The organism is Streptomyces sp. NPDC058955, from assembly GCF_042741435.1.
In the GTDB taxonomy this organism is placed as follows: Bacteria; Actinomycetota; Actinomycetes; order Streptomycetales; family Streptomycetaceae; genus Streptomyces.
Genome location: NZ_JBHYKM010000078.1, coordinates 1 through 24,027, shown reverse-complemented (window position 1 = coordinate 24,027; position 24,027 = coordinate 1). Strand labels below are relative to the sequence as shown.

Below are 24,027 nucleotides of genomic sequence, written 5' to 3'. Positions count from 1 at the left end.
AGTAGTATTGCAGCTAAACTTTTGTTGTATTGCTCTTGTTGTCCCGGGGCGCGGGGCGCCCCGCCCCCCCGCCCCTAGGACACGAACGCTCCCGGAAGAACGGTGAAGATCTCGCTCCGGGCGCCCGGCTCACCGCCGCACCGCCCCTGGCGGCCGCCGGTCACCGCGAACCGGTGCGGGCCGGGCACGATCCCACGCCCTTCAGGACACCGCCCGGGGCGCTTTCGAACGTCCCGCGCAGCACCCGGCGCGCTCCCCCCCCCCCGGGGGGGCGCCCACCGGGCGGGGGGCGCGCCGCGGCGCCCGCGCGCGGTGGGGGGGGGGAGAGACGCGGGGTGGGTGGGGGCGGGCCCCCCCGGGGCGTGTTGCGCCCGAGCGGCGTGCGCGGCGCACGGACTCGGTCAGTTGTTTCGGGCCTTAGAAAACTGAGTCGTGGAAGCCCGGCCGGCCGGTCACCTCGATCCCGGTGAACTCGTCGAACAGCAGGTTGAGCGCGATCTCGGTCTCCGCCCGGGCGAGCGGGCCGCCGAGGCAGAAGTGGATGCCGTGCCCGAAGCCGAGGTGCCGGTTCGGGTGACGGTCGACGTCGAACCGCCGCGGATCGGGGAACTGCCGGTCGTCGTGGTTGGCCGACAGCGTCGAGGCCATCACGAGCCGGTCGGCCGGGATGACACCGCCGGCGATCTCCACGTCCTGCGTCGAGACCCGGACGACCCGGTGGAACGGCGGGCGGAGCCGGAGCGACTCCTCGAGCGCGGCGGGCAGCGCCGACCGGTCCTCGCGCAGCCGCGCTTCGACTTCGGGGGCGTCGCGCAGGGCCAGCAGCGTGTTCCCGAGCAGCAGCGTGATCGTGAGGTGTCCGGCGGTCAGCAACAGCCCGGAGAACGTGGCGACCTGCACGTCCGTCAGCCGCCGCCCGTCCAGCTCGGCGGCCGCGAGCGCCCCGATCAGGCCGCCCGAACCGTCGGCCCGGCGGCGTCGCGCCTCGGCGCTCAGATACTCCTGCAGCGCCTTGTTGGCCTCCGCGAGGGCCCTGGTGTGCTCGGCGGCGGACACCGCCTTGGCCCGCGTGCCCAGCAGGGCGTCGGCGCAGGACCGGAAGAAGGCCCGGTCGCCCGGCGAGACGCCGAGCAGCTCGGCGATGACCGTCACCGGCAGCGGAGAGGCCACGTGCTCGACGAAGTCGAACTCGTCGCCGGGTACGGCGGCCAGCAGCTCCCGGGTGATCTCGGCGATCCGCGGCCGCAGACCGCTGACCGTCCGCGGGGTGAACGCCTGGCTCACCAGCTGCCGCAGCAGCCGGTGCTCCGGCGGGTCCTGCGAGGCCAGGTTGGCACTGACCTGCTCGGGGTCGAAACCCGGCATGACCCGGCCGATGTTGGACGAGAAGCGTGCGGGATCGGACATCACCGCCTGCACGTCCTCGTACCGGAAGACGTGGTACACGCCCCGCTCGTCCGCCCACAGCGGCCGTTCCGCGCGCATCCGTTCCAGCCAGGCCAGGGCGTCGGCGCCACCGTCCGAGAGCGGCGGCATCCCAACGGGCTCTTCGGCGGCCATCGTGTCTCCTCATGATCGAAGGCAAACCGCCCACAGCAAAGCCCACCCCGCTAAAAGTCGCCTGAAGCGAGGACACGGCCGGGTGCCCCCCTCGCAACACATGCAGTATCTGCACGTAATTGCGCGCCACGCAAGTTCTGTGGGAGCGTGAGGCCGTGACGAGGAGCCCCGGAGCGGGGCCGTACCCGCAGGCAGCGAAGGAAAGTTGATGGCACAGACACAGGCTGGCGACTCCCCGGCCGCAGGCGAGGGGCAACGTCTCCCGGCGGAGCTGCTGAAGGTCGCGGGCGTCGTCCTGCTCGGCATGCTGCTGATGCAGTTCGACGGGACGATGGTCAGCATCGCGCTGGACAAACTGGTCCGGGAGCTGTCCGTCCCGGTCTCCACGGTGCAGTGGGTGGTGACCGCCTACCTGCTCGCCCTGATGGCCGGCATGCCGATCGCCGGATGGGCCGCGGACCGCTTCGGCACCCGGACGATGTGGAACCTCTCCCTCGCCGGATTCCTCGTCGGCTCGCTGCTGTGCGGGCTGGCGGACTCGGTGTGGACGCTGATCGCCGCGCGGGTCGTCCAGGGACTCGGCGGCGGCATGATGGCCCCGGTCGGCCAGGCCATGCTCATCCGGGTCGGCGGCGTCGAACGCCGCGCCCAGCTGGTCTCCCTGATGGCCGTCCCCGCCGTCATCGGACCGACGCTCGGCCCCGTCGTCGGCGGCATCATCGTCGACGACCTCAGCTGGCGGTGGATGTTCTTCATCAACCTCCCGATCGGGCTGATCGCCCTCCTGCTGGCAGGACGGGCCATGCCGAACATCAAGGCGGCGAGCGGCACCGGCCTCGACGTCATCGGCGTCGCGCTCCTCGTCCCCGGTCTCGTGGCCCTCGTGTACGGCCTCTCCCAGGCCACCACCGCCGGGTTCGGCGCCACCCAGGTCGTCGTGGCCCTCACCATCGGAGCGGCCATGGTCGCCGCGTTCGCCTGGCACGCCGCCCGGCCCGACACCGACGCCCTGGTGTCGATGCGCCTGTTCCGCTACCGCGGCTTCGCGACCTCCAGCATCCTGCTGATGCTGCTCGGCCTCACCATGGGAGCCGGGTTCGTCGACCCCCTGTTCCTCCAGCAGGTCCACTCCGAGTCGGCGCTGAGCGCCGGACTCCTGCTCGTCCCCGCCGGCGTCGGCTCCGCGCTCGCCTCCCTCACCATGGGACGCGTCTTCAACCGGATCGGCCCCATGCGCGTCGGGACGGCCGGACTCGCCGGCGCCATCGCCGGACGGCTGATCTTCACCCAGTTCGACGCCGACACCAGCGCCCTCGTCATCGTGATCGCCATGTTCGTCACCGGCGCCGGCTTCGGCATGATGGTGCTCTCGATGACGACCGCGCTCTACATCGGCCTGCCGCCCGAACAGGTCACCAGGGCCACCAGCGGATCACGCATCTTCCAGCAGATCGGCCTCTCGGCCGGCACCGCGATCGTCGGAGTCGTCCTCCAGTTCCAGCTGACGAGGCAACAGGACGCAGCCCCCGGCCGCAGCCCCTCACCCGACGCACTCGCCGAGGCCTACAGCAACACCTTCTGGTGGAGCGTCGCCTTCCTCGTCCTCGCCATCGCCCCGACCCTGCTCCTGCCCAAGCGACTGGCGGACGCCCCCGCGCCGCAGCAGAAGACCGAGGACGCCCCACACCCCCACAAGACGTGACGCCCCGAGCAGCCAAGCGACATCCCGGCTCCCGGCTCCGGTGCCCCGCTCCCTGCTCCGGGAGCTGGGCACCGCACGGAACCGCACACCGCACAGGCGCTACGGGCGACGGCCCCCCGGCGACGACAGGGGAAGGACGGCACACCCCAGAGCCTCGCGCAGCACATCGGCGAACGGCACGGAGTCGGCACCCGCGAGCCAGTGCCGCCCCGCCACACGCACAGCCCCGGCGACAGCCGCGGCCACGACACCCGGCGACAGCTCCCCCGCACCCGCGCCGGTTCGCTCGGCGATCGCGGCGGCCAGCGGCTCCTCAGCCATGGCGAAGGCCTTCAACGCCTCGCCCTGCAACGCCGGGACAGACATGATCATCGCGAGCCCGGCCCGGTCGGGCTCAGGATCGGCGAACACGCCCACCACCGCCGCGACGATCGCCTCACCGAGCGGCTCGTCCCCCGGCCTGTCCCGCAGCGCCCCACCGAGACGGCGAGCCCGATCCCCCTGGAAGAAGCAGATCGCCTCCTCCCGGCTGGAGAAGTAGTTGTTGTACGTCCTCGGCGCGACGCCCGCCGCCTCGGCGATGTCACGCACCCGCACCAGGCCCAGCCCGTCAGGACCCTTCTCCAACGCCAGACTCAGCGCCGCGGCACCGATCGTCTCGCGCGTCACCTGCCTGTTGCGCGCCCGCAAGTCACCAGAAACGAACTCGCCCATCACCCATCCAAGAAACCGACCGAACTCCACGCACTATATGCGCGCCACGCAAGACCACCCCCGCCACACCCGCCACGATGCGGGAAAGGGCCCCGGTCACAGCCGCGTGGCCGTGCGGACCAGGCCGGCCAGGGCGAGGGAGCGGCTGTGGGCGGGCCAGACGATGTGGGTCACGACGGGAGGCGCGTCGGTCAGGGGGACGGCCGTGTGCTCGGCCCACAGCCAGGAACGGGCGGAGTCGGGGACGACGGCCACGGTGCGCCCGAGGGCGATGAGCTGGGCCAGTTGCGTCTGGTTGTGGACCTCGGGGCCCGGGCCGGGTGCGTAGGCGCCACGGGTGGGCCAGCGGGCGAGCGGCAGACCGGGGACGTCCCTGACGTCGGCCAGGGACAAGGTCGCGCGGGCGGCGAGGGGGTGCCCGGCGGGCAGGACCGCGATCTGCCCCTCGGTCGCCAGTGCCTCGCTGTCGAACCCGGCGAGGGAGTTCCACGGCGTGTGCATGAGCGCGACGTCGGCGCGTCCGTCGCGCAGCAGCTCCTCCTGCTCGCAGATGCCGCACGGCAGCACCTCGATCTCGGCGCTGCCGGGCTCGGCCGCGTAGGCGTCGAGGAGCTTCCGCAGCAGTTCGTGGGACGCGGCGGCCTTCACCGCGAGCACCAGCCGGCCGGCGGAGCCGCCGGAGCCGTCCGCTCCGCCGGCGCGCCGGGTGCGGCGAGCAGCGGCGGCGGTCGCGCCGAGCGCCGCCCGGCCCTCGCGCAACAGCACCTCTCCGGCACCGGTCAGGCTCACGCCCCGGCGATCGCGCTGCAGCAGACAGACCCCGAGGCGCCGTTCGAGCCGCTGGATCGCCCGCGACAGGGGCGGCTGGGCCATGCCGAGACGCTCGGCGGCGCGCCCGAAGTGCAGCTCCTCGGCGACGGCCACGAAGTACCTCAGCTCACGGGTCTCCAGGGTGTCCACGCCCGCAGCCTAAGCGGTGATACCCGCCGGGTATCACCGGACACCGCATCGGTGTTGGCCGCGGCACTCCCCCCACGGCCACCCTCATCAGCATGAGCGAAACGAAGACCGCGCTGGTGACCGGCGCGAACAAGGGCATCGGGTACGAGATCGCGGCCGGCCTCGGCCGCCTCGGATACCGCGTGGGCGTCGGAGCCCGCGACAGGACCCGACGCGAGGCCGCCGTCGAAAGGCTGCGCGCCCACGGCATGGACGCGTTCGCGGTACCCCTGGACGTCACCGACGACCAGAGCGTCGGCGACGCCGCAGCACTGCTCGAACGAGAGGCAGGACGCCTGGACGCCCTGGTCAACAACGCCGGCGTCTCGGGCGAGATGGCCCCGGGATGGGTACAGGACCCGACCACGCTCGACCTGGACGTGCTCCGCACGGTCCTGGACACCAATGTCCTGGGGGTCGTCCGCGTGACCAACGCGATGCTGCCCCTGCTGCGCCGCTCCGCCTCGCCACGCGTCGTCAACGTCTCCAGCACCGTCGGCTCCCTGACCCGGCAGACGGACCCCGACACCGAGATCGGCCCGGTCATGGCGGCCTACGCGCCGTCGAAGACGTTCCTCAACGCCGTCACCGTCCAGTACGCCCGCCGGTTCACCGGCACGAACATCCTGATCAACGCCGCCTGCCCGGGCCTCGTCGCCACCGACTTCACAGGCTTCCACGGCCCCCGCACCCCCGAGCAAGGCGCCGCCACCCCCGTCCGACTCGCCACCCTCCCCGACGACGGCCCCAGCGGCTCGTTCTTCGACGACAACGGCACGATCCCCTGGTGACCGCGCACCTACGTGGTCGGCCCGGTCCGGCGCGTGGCCCGGCCGCCGCGGCACGCCCTCGGCGGTGTCAGGCCGGAGGGACAAGGTGTCAGGCCGGAGGGACAAGACGGTTCTCGTGGGCGAAGACCACGGCCTGGATACGGTCGCGGAGTTCCAGCTTGAGCAGGATCCGCCCCAGATGGGACTTCACGGTCGCCTCCGCGAGGGCGAGGGCGGCCGCGATCTCGGCGTTGGACCGGCCGCGACCGACCTCGACGAGGACCTCGCGCTCCCGGGCGCTGAGCCGGTCCAGCCGCTCGTCGCCGTCGGCGGTGCCCCCGTCGGCCAACTGCGGACGGAAGTCCTCCAGCAGGCGCCGGGTGATCCGCGGGGAGAGCACCGCGTCGCCCGCCGCGACGTCGCGGATCGCGGTGAGCAGCTCCTCGGGCCGGGTGTTCTTCAGCAGGAAGCCCGAGGCCCCGGCGCCGAGGGCGGCGAAGGCGTACGCGTCGAGGTCGAAGGTGGTCAGGATCAGCACCCTGCTCCCCGGAGAGACCTCGACGACCTGCCGGGTCGCCTCGATCCCGTCCGTCCCGGGCATCCGGACGTCCATCAGGACGACGTCGGGCCGCAGCTCCCGGGCGAGGCGGACGGCCTCGGCGCCGTCCGCGGCCTCGCCGACCGGCGCCATGTCGGGCTGGGCCTCCAGGACCGTGGCGAAGGCCATCCGGAGCAGCGCCTCGTCGTCGGCGATCACGATGCGGATCGTCATACGGCGCCCGTCCCGCTGCTGTCGAGCAGGAGCCGGGTCCGTACGCCCCAGCCGCCGTCCGGAAGCGGTCCGGCCCGCAGCGTCCCCCCATAGGCGGCCGCGCGCTCGCGCATGCCGGGGATGCCGTGGCCGGACGGTGCGGCGGCGGACGGCGCGGGCCGGGGGCCGCTGTCGGTGACCTCCACTCCGACGCTCCCGGCCGAGCATGCGACCAGGACCGTCGCGCGGGTGCCGGCGGGCGTGTGCTTGAGGGTGTTGGTCAACGCTTCCTGCACCAGGCGGTAGACGGTGAGCTGTGCGGTGGCCGGCACATGGGCGTGGCCGCCGCGCACCTCCAGGACGGTCGGCAGCCCGGCGGCGGCCATCTGGGCGGCGAGCGCGTCCAGTTGGGCGATGCCGGGCAGCGGGTGGCGCTCGGCGTCCGGCTCGTCGGCCCGCAGGACGCCCAACGAGCGCCGCATGTCGGTGAGGGCCTGCCGGCCCGTCTCGGAGATCTGCAGCATCGCGGCGGTGGCCCGGTCCGGGGACCGGTGCTGCGCGTGGACGGCGGCGTCGGTGAGCGCGACCATGACGGACAGGTTGTGGGTGACGATGTCGTGCATCTCGCGGGTGATCCGGGCCCGCTCCGCGGCGACGGCCAGCTGCGCCTGCTGCTCCTGGTGCAGCGCCAGCCGTTCGGCCCGTTCCTGCACGGCGGCGAGGTAGGCCCGGCCGGTCCGCACGTTCACCCCGAGGACGGCGGCGGCGACCACCGTCGCGGAGAGCGCGACGAACGGGGTCAGGAACGCGCCGTTCGGCACCCAGCGCAGGCAGGCCAGCACGGCCCCGCCCTCCACCACGGCGGCGGCGAGCAACGTAACGCGCCGGCCCGCGTGCGCGGCCACCGTGTAGAGGGCCACCAACAGGGCGATGTCCGCGACCAGTTGGACGTCCGCCAGCCACTGGACGAAGGCCGCGGCCACCACGGCGGTGAACACCGCGAGCGGGGCCCGGCGCCGCCACAGCAGGGGCAGCACCAGGGCGGCGGTGAGCGCCGCCGCGACCGGCAGCTCCGTGGCCGGACAGGTGGTCACGACGTTGAGCAGGAGGAGCGTCGGCAGCACCGAGTCCCACGCCAGTGGCCGTATCCGGTCCAGGTGGCGCACCGTCACACCCTCTCCGTCGATCGGTCGTCGTGACGGCCGCCCGGCCGGGGCCGCCACCGCGTACAGCCGCAGCCTAGGGCGCCGGTGAGCGCCGCACATGAGCCCGGCGTCGGAGCGCACGGGGCGGGGGTACGACCACAGGAGGAGGCCCGCTGCCTCCCGCGGTCGCAAGCCCGCCCCTGGTTCTGGGTGCGTGGTTGCCCCTCCGGTCGCACCGCGGCCCCGACCGGTTGCCATCCCGGTCGCAGTCGGCGGCGACCCCGGGCCGATGTGTCGGCGGGCGCTCGGCGCCGAGCATGGCCGGGTGAGTGAAACCATCCCGGGGCTGTCCACACCCACGTCCCTCCCCACGTCCCTCCCCACATCCCTCCCCATGTCCCCGCCCATATCTCTGCCTCTGTCCGTGCCCCTGTCCCTTCCGGAAGTCCTCGTCCTGATGGGCGCCCTCGCCCTGCTGGTGGCGCGGTGGCTGCCTGCGGCCGCCCGCCGGCCCGGCACCATCGCGGCCGGGGCGGTCCTCGTGCCGTCGGCGATCGTGCTGGGCGTCGTGGGGATCCGCTGGCAGATGCTGCCGGTCCTGGCCGGCGCCGCCGTCGCCTCGGCGTTCGCCCTCCCGCCCCTGCTGCGGCGCCGTACCGGTCGGCCGGCGCGGCGGGCCCGCTGGTGGCAGGCCCTGCCGGGATCGCTGGCCTGCGCCGGCCTGATCGCCACCGGCCCGGTGGCCGCCTGGGCCTTCCCCGTGCCCGTCTTCCCCGAGCCGACGGGGGCCTTCGCGGTCGGCACCCGGGTGGTGCAGTGGACCGACCCGCTCCGCCCCGAGAGCTTCACCGCCGATCCGGACGACCGGCGCACGGTGGTGGTCCAGCTCTGGTACCCGGCGCGGAAGAGCCCGACGGATGCCCCTCGGGCCCCGTACCTGGGACGTACGAAGGACGAGGCGGGGACCGTGTCCGACGCCCTCGCCCATGGGGTCGGCCTGCCCGGTTTCCTGTTCGACGGCCTCCCGGGGGCCCGCAGCCGCGCCGTCGTCGACGCGCCGGTGGCCGACGGAGGGGAGCGGTACCCGGTCGTCCTCTTCTCCCCGGGGTCGGGCGGGGTGCGGTCCCAGAACACCGCCTGGGCGGAGGAGCTGGCCAGCCACGGCTACCTGGTCGCCGCCCTCGACCACCCGTACGACTCCGCCGTCGTCGTCCTCGCCGACGGCCGCACGATCCGCGCCACCACCGCCTCCTCCGGGGACCGCGACAGGGACGAGGAGCTGGCCGCCGGCTGGACCGCCGTCCGTGCCGCCGACCTCGGCTTCGTCCTCACCCGGCTGGAGCGATGGGGCCGCGGTGACACCGCCGACCCGCTGACCGGACGCCTGGACACCGACCGCGCCGCGGTGGCCGGCCACTCCCTTGGCGGAGCCGCCGCCCTGCAGGCGGCCCGGCGGTTCGACGCCGTCATCGACCTGGACGGCTACCCCCACGGCCCCACCACGCCCGCCCTCGCACGACCGGCACTCGCGCTCACCCAGGAGATCACCGCCGACACCGACCCGCGCTACCTGCCCCGCCTCACCGAGGCCCTCGCGCACAACACCGCGACGAGCTACCGGCTCAGCGTCCCCGGCGCCGGTCACCTCACCTTCATGGACGGCCCGCTCTACCTGCCGCCGCTCCCCTCGATCGTCGGCACCCTGGGCCGTACCGAGAGCCCCCGCGTCGTCGCCGCGGCCACCCTCGCCTTCCTGGACGCCACCCTCCGGCACCGCCCCGGCGACGACCCGGCCGACACGCTCCGGGCCTACGGCACGGTCTCGACCTCGGGGGGCCGGGGAGCAGCGGCGCCCGCCCCGTGACCGGACGCGCGCGCGTGATCGGCCATCCACGGGGTCGGTCGGCCTCGCAGTCCCCTTGGGGCTGTGCCCGGCACCCCGACCGACGGACGGGAGGGCGGTCCGTCAGGCAACCGGCCCAGCTCCGCGAGCGCCCGGGGCGAGGACCTGGTGAGCTGTGCCGGGAGATCTCCCGGTGCCCTCGCATCCGGGCTCCCGGAGCGTGTGGAGGAGGATTCCGTGCCGGACCCGACGACGTCGTACGCCGATCTGCGCGCCCTGGTGATCAACTGCACCCTCAAACGTTCCCCGGAGCGCAGCCATACACAGGGGCTGATCGACATCAGCACGGGGATCATGGAGCGCCAGGGCGTGCAGGTCGAGGTGCTCAGGGCGGTGGACATCGACATCGCGACCGGTGTCTGGCCGGACATGACGGAGCACGGGTGGGAGACGGACGAGTGGCCGGTGGTCTACTCGCAGGTGATGGCCGCCGACATCCTGACCCTGGCGGGGCCTGTGTGGCTGGGGGACAACTCCTCCGTGATGAAGCGGGTCATCGAGCGGCTGTACGCCTGCTCGTCGATCTTGAACGAGCAGGGGCAGTACGCGTACTACGGGCGGGTCGGCGGCTGTCTGATCACCGGCAACGAGGACGGCGCCAAGCACTGCGCGATGAACGTCCTCTACAGCCTCCAGCACCTCGGGTACGTCCTTCCGCCGCAGGCGGACGCGGGCTGGGTGGGCGAGGCCGGCCCGGGCCCGTCGTACCTCGACCCCGGCTCCGGCGGCCCGGACAACGACTTCACGAACCGCAACACGACCTTCATGACCTGGAACCAGCTCCACCTGGCGAGGATGCTCAAGGACGCCGGCGGCATCCCCGCCCACGGAAACCAGCGCTCCGAGTGGGACGCCGGCTGCCGCTTCGACTTCGAGAATCCTGAGCACCGCTGATCGGCCGATCCTCGAACGGGGGGCTTCCGGTCCGACCAGCCCGGGATGGCCGGACCGATGGTCCCGAGGTCCCGAGGTCCCGAGGTCCCGAGGTCCCGAGGTCCCCGAAAGAGTCGGACTAGGCGGCCGGGCGAGGGATGACGGGCAGGTTCTCGGGGCCGTTGACGATCATCGACGTGACGCGGGGCGGTTGTTCCTCGGGGTGGGCGAGGGCGAGGTCGGGCAGCTGTGCGAACAGGGTGGTCAGGGCGATCCGGGCTTCCAGACGGGCGAGATGGGCGCCGAGGCAGTAGTGGGGCCCGTGACCGAAGGCGAGGTGCTTCTTGCCGGCCCGGGTGGGGTCGAATCGATCCGGATCGTCGGGGTGCAGTTCAGGGTCACGTCCGGCGGCGGCGAAGGCGATGATGATCGGGGCGCCCTTCCTGATGACGACACCCTCGCCCAGGTCGATGTCCTCGACGGCACAGCGCAGCGGAACGTGCATGACCGGGCCGTCGATGCGCAGGGTCTCCTCGACGACGTCGTCCCAGTCGAGGGTCCCCTGGCGGATGCGGGTCAGGGTGTCGGGGTGGGTGAGCAGGACGTGGAGCTCAGCGTGCACCCCAGCGCGTGCCTCGCCCACGACGACACCGACGAAGGCGTCGCCGCGGCCGGTGCCGCCGGCATGGACGTCATAGACATCCGGCACCGCCCTTGGCCGTGAGGGTCCTTCGGCGTCCCCGCGAGTGCCGCTCGACCTGCTCCGCCCGGCCCCAGCTGTTCGTCGAGCCGAGACCGGAGCGGGCGGTCGGGCGGGGAGGGTGAGCCAGGCCGTCAAGCCCAGGCAGGTACGGACGACCGTGCTCGCCGTGCCGCACGCCGTGCCCACCCGAGGCCCCCTCCGGCCGGCGGAGCCAGGACAACCGCCGCCTTACGCCTCCGGCGGTACGCCCGGCAAGGGAAGATCGAGAGCGCGGGCCAGGGCGGATACGACGGGCCCATGGTGCCGGGGCAGGTACACGGAGGCCCAACTGGCGGCCAGCGCCAGGAAGTCGACAAGGTCGCGCTCGGCACCGGCGAGCAGCGCGCGGAAGTCGGCGGCGGTCAGCTCGATCACCGGGCTGTCGCTCTCCTCGGCGTTGACCGTGAGCCGGACGGTGTCCCCGAGGCGCTCCGCGAGGGGGGACACGGGGTCGTGGCCGAATCCGAGCGGGCTGCCGCCTTCGATGAACCGGTGCCAGTCGCGCCACTGCTCCAGTCCATCGCAGCAGCCGGGAAGGAAGGCGACTCCCGTGGCGTGGTCCGTGACGCGCAGGCCGCCGGAGGCGAAGGGACTGTCGAACGTCAGGAGTCCGTGGAGGAAGGAGTCGAGCGCGCCGGCCGGTCGAGGCGGACGGTCGCCGTCGGGGTCGATGTCATTGCAGCCGGCGATGCGCATCACCGCGGACCCGACTTCGGCGGAGGAGAGCTCACCGCTGAGAGTGAGGAAGCCGAGCGACTCGGCCTCGGCCACAGGCCAGAGGTCGAAGCCGGCGGGTACGTCCATCTCCAGGACGGGCTGCATCACGATCACCGGCGCAGTTCCCCCATTCCCCGCCCACGCCGCCTCCTGATAGCGCCGAACATCACCCGCGGAACGTGCCTTCCGCCTTCGCGCCGCGAGCGAGGCGGTGCCGCACGGCGGTCAGGCGGGAACACCCGCCCGGTCCAGGACGGCGGCCATCGCGTCCTCGGGAAGGGCCGGGTTGGCGCCCGCGCGCGAGGCGAGTTCGGGAACGTGGAGGGCTTCCAGGAGCCGGTGGAGCGGAAGGCGCGGATCGCCGGCCGCGGCCTGACGCGTCCAGACCACGGGGTCATGGCTGAGCCGTTCGATCAGCGCGGGCGTGGCGGCAGGGTCCCGGACGGCCAGCCGACGGTACTTCCCGTCGGGGTGGTCCGCGTAGCGCGCGGCGAGGCCCTCGCGGGGAAAACGAGGGTGCGTCTCCGCCATCCAGGCGGAGAACGTCGCGCCGAGCCGCGCGTACACACGCATCAGTACCTCCTCCGGGGTGTCGGGGTGGTGGATGCCCAGGAGGTCGTCCAGCACCGGGTCCTCGACGCGCGCGAGAAGGCTCAGCAGGTCGGGCGGCAGGTGCGGGCTCCAGGCGGCGGCACGCCGGAGCAGCGGGTGGCCGGAGGTGGCGGCCCGCCGCAGCACCGCGGGGTCGGTGAGCCCGTCCCGTACCCACGGAACACCGTCGCCCCTGTCGCGCTCCCCGGCCGTGAAGTCGATGGCCATGCGCCGTGCCTCGTCCAACTCGGGCCTGAGGGAGACCGCGAGCCGTACGGCCTCGTCGGGGTCGACGGCGAGCCGCGCCACGAGGTCGGCGGGCAGCGACGGGTTCCCGGCGAGGGCCGCCAGGTGCGTCCGCTCGACGACGTACCGCTCGGCGTCGGCGCGGTCGAGGAGCCCTCGGCGCAGCGCCTCGGCGGCGGACCTCGGATCGCGAACGAGTGCGGCGGTGAGGCGTGCGTCCCGCCGGCACTCCCCCAGCGCGGCGGCCCGCCGCACCTCGGGATCAGGGTCGGCCAGCAGCGCCGACCGCACGCCCGCCGGCAGGATCTCCCAGGCACGTCGCACCGCTTCCCGGCGCGCTGCCGCACGGTGATGCCCAGCCATCGAGGCCACGAACGACGGCGCCACATTGCGCGAGTCCAGCAGAGCCGCCCGGACAGAAGGGACGGGATCGTCGAGCAGACGGGCGCACACGGCGTCCGGGAGCGGCGCGACCTCGGTGCGCGGGTCGTACACCTCGGGCCCGTACGCGAGCGCCACCCGCACCTTCGGAGAAGGATCGTCCACGAGCCGGGCCCGCTGTGCGGGCTCCGCCCCGGCACTCATGGCGAAATCGATCCGGACGCCCGGATCCCGGTGGGCCAGGATCACCATGACGGCCGCCTCCGGCAGCCCGGCCCGCTGCAGCGCGCCACGCGGCGGACGGCGGTCCCCGCCCCCGTCGAACGCGAGCAGGCGCAGCAGCAGCGAGACGGGCAGCGCCGGATTACGGCCGACACCGTCCAGCGCGGATGCGTGGAACGCCACCATGGATCCCGTACCCCCGTGTGTCGTCCTCATCTGTCAGGCGCCCATGATCTCGTACGCCGATCCGGCCCCGAACGACTGGAGTCGACCGGGCATGCGGATGTCCGGTCATGCCGGGAGACATCGCGGCCCCATGCCGCCTCTCCTCTGCGCCCTACGGACACACACCACGACTGACCGCCTGACGGGCAGCACCCGAAGGTGCGACGATCCACGCCGTGATCGGATGGATGCACCACACCCCGCGCTGGGCCGTCCTCTCGGTCTGCGGCATCGCAGCCGCCCTGCTCTTCGTCGGCGCTTCCGCGCACGTCACCGACCTCCTCAGCCACGGTCTGCACCCCTACGACTGGGCACCGGCCTGGCTCAACCTCTACTGGTCATCGCTGGCACTGCTCGACGCGCTCGCCGCCGTGTTCCTGATCAGGGGCAGACGCCGAGGAATCGACATGGCCTGCGCCATCATGGCGACCGACCTCGCCGCCAACTGGTACGCGACCTACGGCATCCAGCACAGCAACCTCGCCGTCCAGCCGGGCCTTCAACGACTGACCGCCTTCGCCGTCCTCGTCCTGGGGGCGGCACCGTTCATCCGACGGCACCTCACCCGTTGAAACGACGTCCAGGTCGTACCGGGCTTCGCCGTGACGCCTCGGAAGATGCCACGTTCATCACCTTCTCACGGGTCGGCTGGACCCACCGGTTCAGTGTGCGGCCCGTAGCAGCCCGGCTGGCGCCGCAGACGAACATCGACTGTTCGTCCTGGGTCTCGGAACGGTCCTGGCATGCGGGCTCCGGCCGAGTACCGCCTGGCCCTGCAACTGCTCGGCGGTTTGCCAGGCGTCGTAGCGTCCCGGCCGGTCACGCCACGGTATGACAGTGCGTGCCCGACTGAACGTTTCAGAATGGAGCGCTTGGCCAGAGGGTTGCGCTGCGATGATACGAACTCGACTGGGTGGTGGGGGACGGGGACACCAGATGACGCGGTGGCAGCTGTTGCAGGGAGACGTCCTGGTCGGTGAGCTGAGTGAGTACGGCTGTGATCAGCCGTTCTTCCTGGCGCGCTTCACCCCGGGACCTGGCTGGGAGAGCGTGAGGCCGTTGTTCGAGGCGTTGGCGACCTACGGGGGCCGGGACCCGGATGGGCTCAGGTTCGTCGCCCTGGCCAAGCCGTTGCAGGATCGGGGGCTCACGCTGGCTCCGGTTGACGGCCAGCAGACTCCGTTGCGGCTCTTCAAGGACTGCATGGTGCGTATCGATGGGGCTGAAGCTCGCCTCCGTTACTGACTGAGCGATTGGCCGTTCGTGGGAGTCGGCGTAGGCATATGAATCTGCAGGCCAGTTCGAGCAGGCCTTGGTGGAGATCGGCGCGTCGTTCGTAGTGGGTACGGAGCCGTTTGAACTGGTGCAGCCAGGCGAAGGCGCGCCCCACCGCCCACCGCACCTTGCCCAGTCCGGAGCCGTGGCGACGCCACGTCGGGCGATCAGTGGTTTGAGGCCGCGTTTCCACGGCAGGCGGCGGTACTTGTCGAAGTCGTAGCCCCGGTCCGCATACAGGCGCCGGGGGCTTGCGGCGGGTACGTCCTCGCAGACGTCGGATGGGCGGGACGGCGTCGAACAGCGGCACGAGCTGGGTGAGGATCCGAGGCGGGCCCCGTCGACGGGCGAGGGGCCGACGTCATCCCCGCACTTTGAGCGCCCGGACGTGCGACCGGTGCACGGCGCAGTCGTCCAGGTCCAGCAGATCGGCGCGGCGAAGCTCGGCTGGCAGGGCAGCATGCGGGCGCGGCCACACGCCGGCCTCGGTCCAGTCCCTCAGCCTGCGCCAGGCTGTTACTCCGGAGCAGCCCACGGTCTCGGCCGGGACGTCCCCCGCCAGGCGACACCGGTCCGCAGGACGTTCATGATGCCGGCGAGAGCTGCTCTGTCCGGAACGCGAAGCCGTCCAGGATGCCGACGGCGTCGTTCGGGAGCGGGCGGCAGCAGCGGGACCACGCGCTCCCACAGCGTTCGGTGGGCGGCCACGGCGACAGCGGCGGTCCGATGTTCAAGGCGGTGACCGGCGGCGTACCGGCCCGGGGCATCCTCATCAGTGCGGACATCAACGCCGACCCCATGACCACCGCCCGCGGCTCCGTGAACCCCGACGCCTGCAACGTCGGTTGCTCGCGTTGGGTCAACTGCGTGCCCATCAGCACCGTCCTGAACATCTGGGGCGTCTCCCGGAAGTCGGCTGACACACGGCGGTGTAGCCGCACGGAACCCGTGCGGCTGCACCACCGTCCCACTCTGGAGCGCACCCAAGGCGTGCGCCCGGCGAACGGACGGGATGCGATGACGGACCAGGACGGCACCAGAACCCGTACCACAGCATGCCGAGCGGCGACCGCCGCTGCGGGAGTGCTCCTGCTGACGGGAGTCGTGGGCTGCGGGTCCCCCACCGAGACCCCTCCGACCATCCCGACCTCGCGGGCGACCTCCACCGCCGCCTCTGCCCCCGCGACGACCACGGGCGCGGCCGAGAGCCCCGCGACGCCACCCCGGATGATCCTGAGGGCCAAGAACGACCCCACGGCCGCGCTCCTGGCGGCCCTGCCGGGAGCGCTTGTGGTCACCGACAAGAACTGCGTGGCGGCGAAGTCGTCGCTGGACGGACGCGTCGTCCCCCTCAGCTGGGGGTACGGCTGGACCGCCCGGATCGAAAACGACAAGGCCGTCGTGTACGAGCCGGACGGCAAGGTCTTCGCGAAGGAAGGCGAGAAGGTCACCCTGGGCGGCGGTACGTCCAGCAAGTACGCCGACCACCCCTGCGCGGCGGGCAACCAGGTCTTCGCGGTCAACAACGCCCCTACTGCGTCGGGGGGTTAGGCCTTAAGGGCGGCGATCGAAGAGGTAGGCGCTCGTTTCGAAGGCGTGCTGCGGAACTGGTCACGGTCGTGTGCCCCTGGCGAGCATGGCCTCCTCCGTGACTCCGCGATCTTCTCGATCTCCGCAGCGGAGTGGCCGACTGACTGCAGGTCCGGACTTGAGCGGCGAACCGCCCGGAGTCTCGACCACACATGAGAGGGGCCCGCCGGCTCCGAGACGTCCCCAGCCATCGCCGCCAGGGCATCCGGGAACCGAGGCGCAGCGCAGCTGAAACTGTCCCTGTTCATCCGTACCGGAGTGAGGATTCACGCGTACGCCGACACTCGCCGCCCCCATGGGCGGCAGCATGGCACCAGCGACAGGACCAGATCTCCTCTTCCCAAGCCGTCGGCGGCATCGGCCACCGCCACATCGCCTGACCACACACATTGCACTCCACGGGCGGTTCCTCACACGTCGGCACGGTCCGCCCCAAGCGGCGACAACGCGCCAGTTACCAAACACCCCGCCAGGATGAAACGTTCTTTACAGCCTCCTTCAGGAGGTCCCTCGGACGGCACCGCCGAACTGCTCGCTCTCCAGCCTCTGGCTGTGTTCTGCGACATCCTCGCCCCCAAGCCAGCAAGGCCAGTCGGTCACAGCAGCCGCCCAGAACACCAGAGTCCGCACGCCCGGCCGGTGACGTTCCGGCGCCCCGCCCTCAACGACGGCTCAGGCGCCGCGCAATGGCCGCCAGCAACTCGTCCAGGGCAGGCGCGTGCGTCTGGCTGCGAGGCCAGGCCAGTCCCACCCGGCTCGGCAAGATCCCGCGAACCGGACGGAACACCACGTTCGGGTGGGGGTAGAAGTGCGCGGCCGACGCTGGGGCCAGCGCCACGCAACCGCCTGCCACCGCTCCGAGCCATTCGTCGGGACGGCTGGTGACGGCGCCGACCCTGACAGGGTGCCCGCCGCGCTCCTCCACCGCGAGCCAGTGTTCCCTCCACGCTCCGGACGCTGCGTCGGCCGCGACGAACGGCTCGTCCACAAGCTCCTCGAACTCCACGGTCGGGCAGTCCGCCAACGGATGTGCAGCCGGCAGCAGCACCCCTCGCTCCTCGGCGAACAGCTCCCGCACCGCCCACCTCTTCTGGCCCGGGAACGGCAGGCGCACCACTGCCGCATCCACCTCGCCCCGGGCCAGGCCGCCGCTCGGGTCCGACCAGTCGCACTGTCGCAGTTCCACCCGCCACTGCGGCCGGGACCGGCGGAATTCGGCGACGGCTTCGGGGACGGCACCCACCGCGCCCGCGTCCAGGAAGCCCAGGCGCAACACGCGCGCCGCCCGGCCGGTCGCCCGAACCGTCTCGTCCCAGGCGTCCAGCAGCGCGGGTACCCGCGAGGCGAACTCCCGGCCGGCCTCGGTCAGCGCCATCCCCGACCGCGAACGCGCGAAGAGCCGGACGCCGAGATCCTCCTCCAGACGCCGGATCCGCTTGGTCAGCGCAGGCTGCGAGACGAACAGCCTCGCCGCGGCCCCGGTCAGGCTGCCTTCCTGCGCCACTGCGAGGAAGTACCGAAGCATGCGCATGTCCACATCCATGCCAACAGGTTATGGAAACCGGTATTGGACCGCGCCCGGGCGCCCCCAGACCCTGAAGGCATGACCGCCACCCAGCTCACACTGCCCGTCGTCACCCTGTTCACCGCCGCCATCAACGTCGCCATCGCCTCCGCCGACCTCGCCGGGGCACGCTTCGTCCTGGCCAACGCAGCGGAGGTGGGTGTCCCCCGATCCTGGCTCCCCCGACTCGCAGCCCTCAAGCTGGCCGGAGCAGCGGGCCTCGTCCTCGGCCTCTACGACGCCGCACTGCGCCCTCTCGGCGCCGCCGCGGCCTGCGGCCTCACGCTGCTCTACCTGGGCGCCCTCGCCTTCCACTTGCGCGCCCGCGTGCTCCACAACCTCGGGTTCCCCGCCTTCTTCCTCGCCACGGCAGCCGCCACACTGGCCCTGACCGTGCTCTCCTGACGATCGATTCCAAGGAAGTTGCGGCGCGGGGTCCCGTGAGCCCGTCACTCTCCCGTGTCCGGCGACCTCAGTAGGAACAGTCAGGTCCGGTCGACGGCCTCGTTGGGGGAGACGGTCGACCGGATTGGATACTGGCCCTCAACACCAGCACGCACGAGGAGCATGGCCAATGACCAGCGACAATCGCACAGGACCGCCCAGCTTTGGCAGCGAACGCGACATGCTGCGGGCCTTCCTCGACTACCACCGCGCAACCCTCGCCATGAAGTGCGAAGGGCTCACCGACGAGGAACTGCGGCAGCAGTCGATGCCGCCGTCCACGCTGTCGCTGCTCGGTCTGGTGCGGCACATGGCGGAGGTGGAGCGTGCTTGGTTCCGCCGAGTATTCGAGGACAACGACGCGCCCATGGTCTGGTCCGACAAGATCGACTTCCAGGCGGCGTACGACGCGAGCGCGTCGACCAGGGACGAGGCGTTCGCGGCCTGGGATGCCGAGGTGGAGAACTCGCGCCGCATCGAGCGGGAGGCCGAGTCCCTGGACCTGGCCGGGTACCAGCCCCGATGGGGCGAGGAGGTGTCGCTGCGGATGGTGATGGTGCACGTACTTCTGGAGTATGGCCGCCACAACGGGCATGCGGACTTTCTGCGTGAAGGCGTCGACGGGACCGTGGGCGCCTGAGTCCGCAGGGGCCATCGATCTCGACGCGCCCATCCGTTCCAGAGAGTCGCCCGCAGGGTCGGATGGAGAGTGTCCAACGTCATTGCCCCAAGACAGAGTTGGACTCCCTCACCACCGCGCTCTACGTGAAGACCGACGATCTCCAGAAGGAGTCACACCGTACGCGGCGGTCCGGCAGTCCGGCAGTCGGGCAGTCGAGATCACCCCGCAACCGACCACTGCCGAGCGGGTCACGCACGAGAAGACGCAGACCATGCCGGGCTTCACCTCCGAGGCCAAGCGGCCCCGCCACGCCCGCACCCACCAGCAACATCCCTTCCCCTGCCCACCCAAGCAGACCGCCTACGACAGCACCGCCACACGGCCACCGAACTGCTGCGGCGGAGTACCCCGGGTGCCGGCATCCGACACTCTGAGGCCGCGCCGCACGGGGCTCACAACAGGAACGGCACTCCCGGTCGCGCCATGCTCACGAGCGACCGGGCCGAGGAGGCTTTCCGGCCGCTCGCGAGAGGAACGTTCAGTTCTGGATGCTCGGCGGGGGTTCGCTCTGGTAGCTCGACAGGCTGAAGTGCTTCCTCACGAGCTTCCGCCAGGTGCCGTCGGACACCATCTCCCCCAGGGCCTTGTTGATCTTGGCCTTGAGCTCGCTGTCGCCCTTCTTGAGGCCGATGCCGTAGTTCTCGTCGCTCAGGGAGAGCCCCACGAGCTTGAACTTGCCCCAGTGCTGCTGCTGCGAGGCGTAGCCGGCCAGGATGGCGGCGTCCGTGGTCAGAGCGTCGACCTTCTTGTCCTCCAGGCCGGCCAGGCACTCGGAGTAGCCGCCGAGCTGCTGGAGGCCGGCCTCCGGGGCCAGCTTCTGCTTGACGTTCTGCGCGGAGGTGGAGCCGGTGACCGAGCAGAGCTTCCTGGAGTTGAGGTCCTCGATCTTGGTGATCGAGACCTCGTCGCCGCGGACCAGCAGGTCCTGGTGGGTCAGGAAGTACGGACCCGCGAAGTCGACCTCCTTCAGGCGCTTCTCGTTGATCGAGTAGGTCGCCACGACGAACTCCACGTCGCCGTTCTTGATGAGGTTCTCGCGCTCGGCCGACGGGGCTTCCTTCCAGACGATGTCGTCCTCGGAGTAACCCAGCTTCTTGGCGACGTACGTGGCGACGTCGACGTCGAAGCCCTCGTACGAGCCGTCCGCGGTCTTCAGGCCGAGACCGGGCTGGTCGAACTTGATGCCGATGGCGATCTCCTCGCTCTCGCCACCGAGGTCCGACCCGAGCCCACACCCGGTGACGGTCAGGCCAAGGACGACGGCGCCCGCGACGGCACCGACCGGACGCATGCCGCGGAGTCTCACCAGAGCGACGACGACGTCACCACGACCGATCGTGAGGCCGATGTCCTGCAGCACACGCAGCACGCCGAAACGTTTCCTCATCACAGGCGGAACGCCCAGATCCTCCCGGCCCCGGGAACGATCCCCCTGCTCCTCGGACACTGCCACTGCGCTCATCGACCTCTTGCTCCGTCCTGCTCGAATGAGAGGACACTAGAGACACATCCGAAGAATCGTCATCACATCTGAGCGGAAATTGAGGTGACCACACCACACCACCCCCACACCCACCCTTCAAACGGACCCCAAAACGGGTCATCCTCCGCACGCCCGTCCCCAGCCGCGTCCCGCACGACGCACTCGCCGCGTCACCGGACCACACGATGCACGCCCTCCCGCAGCGGTTTGACCTGGCCGCACCTGGCTTTCAGGAGGGTCCCGTCGACGTTCGATGTCGGTGGCAGCACCCACCTTCTGCCTATGACTGATCAGCAGTGGGCGGGCACCCGTCAACGGGTCGAGGCTTTGGGGATGTCGCCCGCGAGCAACGAAGTGTTCGGGGCCTTGAGGCACAGATGGGTTCTGGAGGAACCGCTCAGCCACGCCGAGCTGGCAGAGCTCGAGGCACAGATGAAGGTGCGGCTGCCGGACGAATTCCGGACATTCCTCCTTCATGTCGGCGCGGGCGGCGCTGGTCCCGCCCATGGCCTGTTCCCGGTGCGGCGAGTGCAGGGCCGTTGGCGGTGGGAGGGCGACGGCGCGGACATGGCAGATCTGCTCCGGCTTGCCGAGCCGTTCCCCGAGCAGGGCCCGGACCCCGAGATCGTCGACGTACTCCTTGCTGAACGCCCCGAGGAAGAGGACTTCGACGAGATCGAGGAGTTCGACGATGCCATCGAAGCATGGGACGAACGGTGGGGCGCCGTCATGTTCGCCCCCGAGCGCACCGTCGGTGCGATCGTGATCTGCCACCTGGGCTGCGCCCAGCGGGAGTGGCTCATCATCAGCGGCAGCCACCGCGGCACGATCTGGTCGGACTGCCGAGTGGACGACGCCGACCTCGCACCGCTCCTCGGCCGCGACGGAAAGCCGGTGACCTTCGCGCAGTGGTACCTCGGATGGCTGCGCGACGCTGAGCGCACAGCGCTGGGGGCAGTCTGAACACCCAAAATCGGACCCGCCGCGCACGGAGCGCTCCGAGGCACCCACCACGCCGGAGACTCTCCCCCACACCCGACGCCCGAACGGGAAACGGCCAGCCCCAGACGGCCACCGCGCCAGGACCATCCCCTCCTCCCGGGCTCAGTGACCAGTTTCAGGGGGCCTGCCCCGTCTACGGCGCGAGTGCAGCGCGCCGAACGTACGGCCTCAGGTCAGCCCACCCAGTCTCGGAACCGAGCGCGTGGCGGTCCGCATGCCCCGTCGGCCAGGGCATTCTCGTAAGCCTGGCGCGTAGCGGCGTCCACTTCCTCCGCCGAGGCGTCGACGGGAACGTAGGCCCCTGAGTAGACCGTGCACTCCGGAAAGACCGGCTGGACGGCGTACCACCCGAAGGCGATGACGGCGGCCAGCATGATCAGGGTGATGAGGCGGCGTCTGGATGTGCGGAAGAGCGGGTTGATCACCCGCATATCCTCTCCCACCGGGAGAGGTACCGCCTGGGTCCGGCAGGACGGTCCGGAGCTCGGCCAACCGCCATGAGCTTGGGGGACGGGGCCGTGGAATGGACTGCATCGGCGGGGCCGGGCCGCGCCTGGTCGCTTCCGGATCCGCGGTCGGCAAGGAGAAGGGACTCTCCGGCTCAGCACACTCCTCGGCCGCCACCCAAACGCGCACCTTCCCGCCCCTGTCGACCGGCAATCGGCGGCTGGTCACGTACTGACGTCGATCACCTGCCGGTGACCACGCGTCACGCTTCCGCCTTCCCCGCATCGGGATCCGGTCCGGCCGGCAGCAACGGCTCGACCCTCGTTCACAAACTCTGGCATTCCCCGCGCAAGTCGCCCGGGCAGATCGCACTGTTGTAAAGAAGGACCCACTCGGGCTGACCACTCGGAAAGATGGTCACCTCATGGCTCTCCTGTGACGTGCTGCCCAGGGTCATGCGGACCCGGTCGGGCGAGGTCCATGTCGCGTCACTGAGTCCGTCCCCTCGCCCATGAAGCAGCCGACCTTCCAGCGCCGCTCCCCGAGCAGGCCGTCCTGGTGGACGTAGAGGCAGCGCGCAGGGTCGAAGTCGTCGAATTGCACCAGCACCAGTCTGCGGTCACCGCGGCCCGGCGCCGACTCTGTCTTCACCTCCCACTCGTCACCGTCGAGCATGGCGAAGGTTCCACCCATCCAGGTCAACGGGACACCCAGCAGCAACAGCAAGGCGGCCAGCGTCATACGCAGAGCGGACTTCACCAGACCCCACAGAACCGCTGCTGCCAGGAGGATCAGAAACACGCCGACCAGCAAGAACACGTACTCACGAGGCCAACTCAGCAGCACCGGCTCGCCCTGGCCACCCGTGGCTGCCCCGGCCAGGGCCGCGGCGCCGGGAAGGACCGCCGACGCCAGCAGCAACAAGACCGACCGTCTTCGGTCGCGTATGAAACAGCTCATGATCCCCCGAGCGATGTGGATCACGCATCCTAAGGGAAAAGCCGAGGTAGAGCGTGTCTGCTTGATCTGCTCGTCGGTTGAACCGATTTGTCTGTCCGGTCGGTGATCACTGATGCGATGTGAGACCGGGTCCAGTCGTTGATCCCGGCCGATCCGGTCCGAGGTCGGCGAGGGGCCGACCGTCGTCGAACCCTTGAGGATCGGGCTGAGCCGACGACCATGCGCTCGGACGTTCCCGTGGCGCCTTGAGTACAGAGGTCTGTCCCGTCAGCGACAGCCATGCACGTCCACGCCCCTTGGTCCTCCGCGTCTCCGCAGGTCAGGCGGGCGACGCGCTGCCCTTCGAGGCGGTGATGGCAGACATCCGCGTTCCGCGAGAGGGGCCGGGAAGACCGCGGACCTGGCCGGTCGCCGTCCTGGCGGACCGCGTATTCATCCCGCGCGATCCGCGAGCATCTCCGGCGACGAGGTATGCGCGCCGTGATCCCGCAGCCTGCCGACCCGGTCGGTCACCGACTGCGGCGAGATCGCGCCGGTGGTCGCCCGCTCGGCGTCGACGCCGAGGCATACAAGCAGCGCAACTCAGTCGAACGCTGCATCAACCCGGCCTGGCCATGCGAACCGACAAACTCGCCGGTCGCCTACCAGGCGGCCGCACTGCACCTCACCTCGATTCTGATGTGGACACGGCCCTGACCCCAAGGCCAGAGCCTAGGACAGCGGCCGGCCACCAAGACCGGTCCGTCTGACGCCACGAGGTGAGAACGTCATCGGCCCTATCCATCCCTGGCGAACGAGGGCGATCTGAGTGGGTGGTTCGTGAGCCTTTGAGCGGATCTGCTGTCGCCTGATGGTGTGGCGGCGGGGCGGAATCTGCCGGTCCGCGGTTGTTGATCTGGTGATGTGACCCGGGTGAGTGAACGCAAGCCATATCCGAGTGACTTAGTGAGCGTTTGATTCTCGGTTGTCTGTTTCGCTTGTGGTCAGGTGTCGCGCCAGTTGGGTGTGTTCTGTTGGGTGAGGCGTCGGGTCATGAGGT

General features: G+C 71.1%; 23 protein-coding genes and 3 pseudogenes. 12 read left to right on the top strand and 14 right to left on the bottom strand.

Annotation, left to right across the window (positions count from 1 at the left end; genetic code table 11):
* Positions 1-417: 417 nt before the first annotated feature.
* Entirely contained in the window at positions 418-1,560 is a 1,143-nt protein-coding gene (locus ACFW1I_RS25820) for a cytochrome P450 (protein WP_384674200.1), read from the bottom strand.
* A 208-nt stretch (positions 1,561-1,768) separates the two neighbouring features.
* On the opposite strand from ACFW1I_RS25820, the gene ACFW1I_RS25815 reads away from it, so the two are divergent.
* On the top strand, positions 1,769-3,262 hold the full coding sequence (locus ACFW1I_RS25815) for an MDR family MFS transporter (protein ID WP_384674198.1): 1,494 nt from the start codon (positions 1,769-1,771) through the stop codon (positions 3,260-3,262).
* A gap of 99 nt (positions 3,263-3,361) precedes the next feature.
* On the opposite strand, the gene ACFW1I_RS25810 is transcribed toward ACFW1I_RS25815, so the two are convergent.
* Together ACFW1I_RS25810 and ACFW1I_RS25805 are read right to left on the bottom strand one after the other, a co-directional pair.
* Positions 3,362-3,976, bottom strand: a complete 615-nt coding sequence (locus tag ACFW1I_RS25810) for a TetR/AcrR family transcriptional regulator (protein WP_384674196.1) — start codon at positions 3,974-3,976, stop codon at positions 3,362-3,364.
* A 96-nt stretch (positions 3,977-4,072) separates the two neighbouring features.
* On the bottom strand, positions 4,073-4,936 hold the full coding sequence (locus tag ACFW1I_RS25805; protein ID WP_384674193.1) for a LysR family transcriptional regulator: 864 nt from the start codon (positions 4,934-4,936) through the stop codon (positions 4,073-4,075).
* 92 nt (positions 4,937-5,028) lie between these two features.
* On the opposite strand from ACFW1I_RS25805, the gene ACFW1I_RS25800 reads away from it, so the two are divergent.
* Positions 5,029-5,766 (top strand): SDR family oxidoreductase, encoded by a 738-nt coding sequence (locus ACFW1I_RS25800; protein ID WP_384674190.1) that lies wholly within the window; start codon positions 5,029-5,031, stop codon positions 5,764-5,766.
* 88 nt (positions 5,767-5,854) lie between these two features.
* On the opposite strand, the gene ACFW1I_RS25795 is transcribed toward ACFW1I_RS25800, so the two are convergent.
* Together ACFW1I_RS25795 and ACFW1I_RS25790 are read right to left on the bottom strand one after the other, a co-directional pair.
* Entirely contained in the window at positions 5,855-6,517 is a 663-nt protein-coding gene (locus ACFW1I_RS25795) for a response regulator (RefSeq protein WP_384674187.1), read from the bottom strand.
* On the bottom strand, positions 6,514-7,668 hold the full coding sequence (locus tag ACFW1I_RS25790; protein ID WP_384674184.1) for a sensor histidine kinase: 1,155 nt from the start codon (positions 7,666-7,668) through the stop codon (positions 6,514-6,516). Before ACFW1I_RS25790 ends, ACFW1I_RS25795 begins: the two co-directional genes overlap by 4 nt.
* A 430-nt stretch (positions 7,669-8,098) precedes the next feature.
* Between ACFW1I_RS25790 and ACFW1I_RS25785 the strand changes: the two genes are divergently transcribed.
* Positions 8,099-9,505 carry an alpha/beta hydrolase family protein gene (locus ACFW1I_RS25785; RefSeq protein ID WP_384674223.1) on the top strand — a complete coding sequence of 469 codons (1,407 nt, stop codon included), beginning with the start codon at positions 8,099-8,101 and terminating at the stop codon, positions 9,503-9,505.
* A gap of 216 nt (positions 9,506-9,721) precedes the next feature.
* Positions 9,722-10,438, top strand: a complete 717-nt coding sequence (locus tag ACFW1I_RS25780; RefSeq protein WP_384674182.1) for a flavodoxin family protein — start codon at positions 9,722-9,724, stop codon at positions 10,436-10,438.
* 118 nt (positions 10,439-10,556) lie between these two features.
* Here ACFW1I_RS25780 and ACFW1I_RS25775 read toward each other — a convergent pair whose 3' ends face one another.
* From ACFW1I_RS25775 to ACFW1I_RS25765, 3 genes are all read right to left on the bottom strand, one after another.
* Positions 10,557-11,126, bottom strand: a complete 570-nt coding sequence (locus ACFW1I_RS25775; protein ID WP_384674179.1) for a cytochrome P450 — start codon at positions 11,124-11,126, stop codon at positions 10,557-10,559.
* A 222-nt stretch (positions 11,127-11,348) separates the two neighbouring features.
* Positions 11,349-11,981, bottom strand: a complete 633-nt coding sequence (locus ACFW1I_RS25770) for a hypothetical protein (protein WP_384674220.1) — start codon at positions 11,979-11,981, stop codon at positions 11,349-11,351.
* Positions 11,982-12,101: 120 nt separating this feature from the next.
* Entirely contained in the window at positions 12,102-13,502 is a 1,401-nt protein-coding gene (locus ACFW1I_RS25765) for a Mucin-2 (protein WP_384674176.1), read from the bottom strand.
* A 215-nt stretch (positions 13,503-13,717) separates the two neighbouring features.
* Between ACFW1I_RS25765 and ACFW1I_RS25760 the strand changes: the two genes are divergently transcribed.
* Both ACFW1I_RS25760 and ACFW1I_RS25755 read left to right on the top strand, forming a co-directional pair.
* On the top strand, positions 13,718-14,113 hold the full coding sequence (locus ACFW1I_RS25760; protein ID WP_384674173.1) for a hypothetical protein: 396 nt from the start codon (positions 13,718-13,720) through the stop codon (positions 14,111-14,113).
* A gap of 364 nt (positions 14,114-14,477) precedes the next feature.
* A complete protein-coding gene (locus tag ACFW1I_RS25755; protein ID WP_384674172.1) occupies positions 14,478-14,786 on the top strand; it encodes a hypothetical protein in 309 nt (102 codons plus the stop codon).
* Here ACFW1I_RS25755 and ACFW1I_RS25750 read toward each other — a convergent pair.
* Together ACFW1I_RS25750 and ACFW1I_RS25745 are read right to left on the bottom strand one after the other, a co-directional pair.
* A pseudogene (locus ACFW1I_RS25750) lies at positions 14,734-15,506 on the bottom strand (transposase). The gene ACFW1I_RS25755 and the pseudogene ACFW1I_RS25750 overlap by 53 nt on opposite strands.
* Positions 15,401-15,709 (bottom strand): hypothetical protein, encoded by a 309-nt coding sequence (locus ACFW1I_RS25745; protein ID WP_384674229.1) that lies wholly within the window; start codon positions 15,707-15,709, stop codon positions 15,401-15,403. The pseudogene ACFW1I_RS25750 and the gene ACFW1I_RS25745 overlap by 106 nt, the downstream one beginning before the upstream one ends.
* Before the next feature lie 334 nt (positions 15,710-16,043).
* Here ACFW1I_RS25745 and ACFW1I_RS25740 point away from each other — a divergent pair, with 334 nt between their 5' ends.
* Positions 16,044-16,367, top strand: a complete 324-nt coding sequence (locus ACFW1I_RS25740) for a hypothetical protein (protein ID WP_384674169.1) — start codon at positions 16,044-16,046, stop codon at positions 16,365-16,367.
* A gap of 6 nt (positions 16,368-16,373) precedes the next feature.
* Positions 16,374-16,562, top strand: a pseudogene (locus ACFW1I_RS25735) (N-acetyltransferase); the annotation flags it as partial.
* 505 nt (positions 16,563-17,067) lie between these two features.
* On the opposite strand, the gene ACFW1I_RS25730 reads toward ACFW1I_RS25735, so the two are convergent.
* Positions 17,068-17,949, bottom strand: coding sequence for a LysR family transcriptional regulator (locus ACFW1I_RS25730; RefSeq protein WP_384674167.1), 882 nt, complete (start codon positions 17,947-17,949; stop codon positions 17,068-17,070).
* A 60-nt stretch (positions 17,950-18,009) separates the two neighbouring features.
* On the opposite strand from ACFW1I_RS25730, the gene ACFW1I_RS25725 reads away from it, so the two are divergent.
* Together ACFW1I_RS25725 and ACFW1I_RS25720 are read left to right on the top strand one after the other, a co-directional pair.
* A complete protein-coding gene (locus tag ACFW1I_RS25725) occupies positions 18,010-18,375 on the top strand; it encodes a DoxX family protein (RefSeq protein ID WP_384674164.1) in 366 nt (121 codons plus the stop codon).
* Between the two features lie 169 nt (positions 18,376-18,544).
* Complete coding sequence (locus tag ACFW1I_RS25720; protein WP_384674161.1) at positions 18,545-19,054, top strand: DinB family protein; 510 nt, start codon at positions 18,545-18,547, stop codon at positions 19,052-19,054.
* A 520-nt stretch (positions 19,055-19,574) separates the two neighbouring features.
* On the opposite strand, the gene ACFW1I_RS25715 is transcribed toward ACFW1I_RS25720, so the two are convergent.
* The gene (locus ACFW1I_RS25715) at positions 19,575-20,387 is read right to left on the bottom strand and encodes a glutamate ABC transporter substrate-binding protein (protein ID WP_384674217.1); all 813 of its coding nucleotides are present in this window, start codon (positions 20,385-20,387) and stop codon (positions 19,575-19,577) included.
* Positions 20,388-20,861: 474 nt separating this feature from the next.
* Between ACFW1I_RS25715 and ACFW1I_RS25710 the strand changes: the two genes are divergently transcribed.
* Positions 20,862-21,542, top strand: a complete 681-nt coding sequence (locus tag ACFW1I_RS25710) for an SMI1/KNR4 family protein (protein ID WP_384674158.1) — start codon at positions 20,862-20,864, stop codon at positions 21,540-21,542.
* 212 nt (positions 21,543-21,754) lie between these two features.
* Here ACFW1I_RS25710 and ACFW1I_RS25705 read toward each other — a convergent pair whose 3' ends face one another.
* Together ACFW1I_RS25705 and ACFW1I_RS25700 are read right to left on the bottom strand one after the other, a co-directional pair.
* Positions 21,755-22,006 (bottom strand): hypothetical protein, encoded by a 252-nt coding sequence (locus ACFW1I_RS25705; RefSeq protein WP_384674155.1) that lies wholly within the window; start codon positions 22,004-22,006, stop codon positions 21,755-21,757.
* A 475-nt stretch (positions 22,007-22,481) separates the two neighbouring features.
* Entirely contained in the window at positions 22,482-23,012 is a 531-nt protein-coding gene (locus ACFW1I_RS25700) for a hypothetical protein (protein WP_384674152.1), read from the bottom strand.
* A gap of 114 nt (positions 23,013-23,126) precedes the next feature.
* On the opposite strand from ACFW1I_RS25700, the pseudogene ACFW1I_RS25695 reads away from it, so the two are divergent.
* Positions 23,127-23,684 (top strand): annotated as a pseudogene (locus ACFW1I_RS25695) (hypothetical protein).
* Positions 23,685-24,027 lie beyond the last annotated feature (343 nt).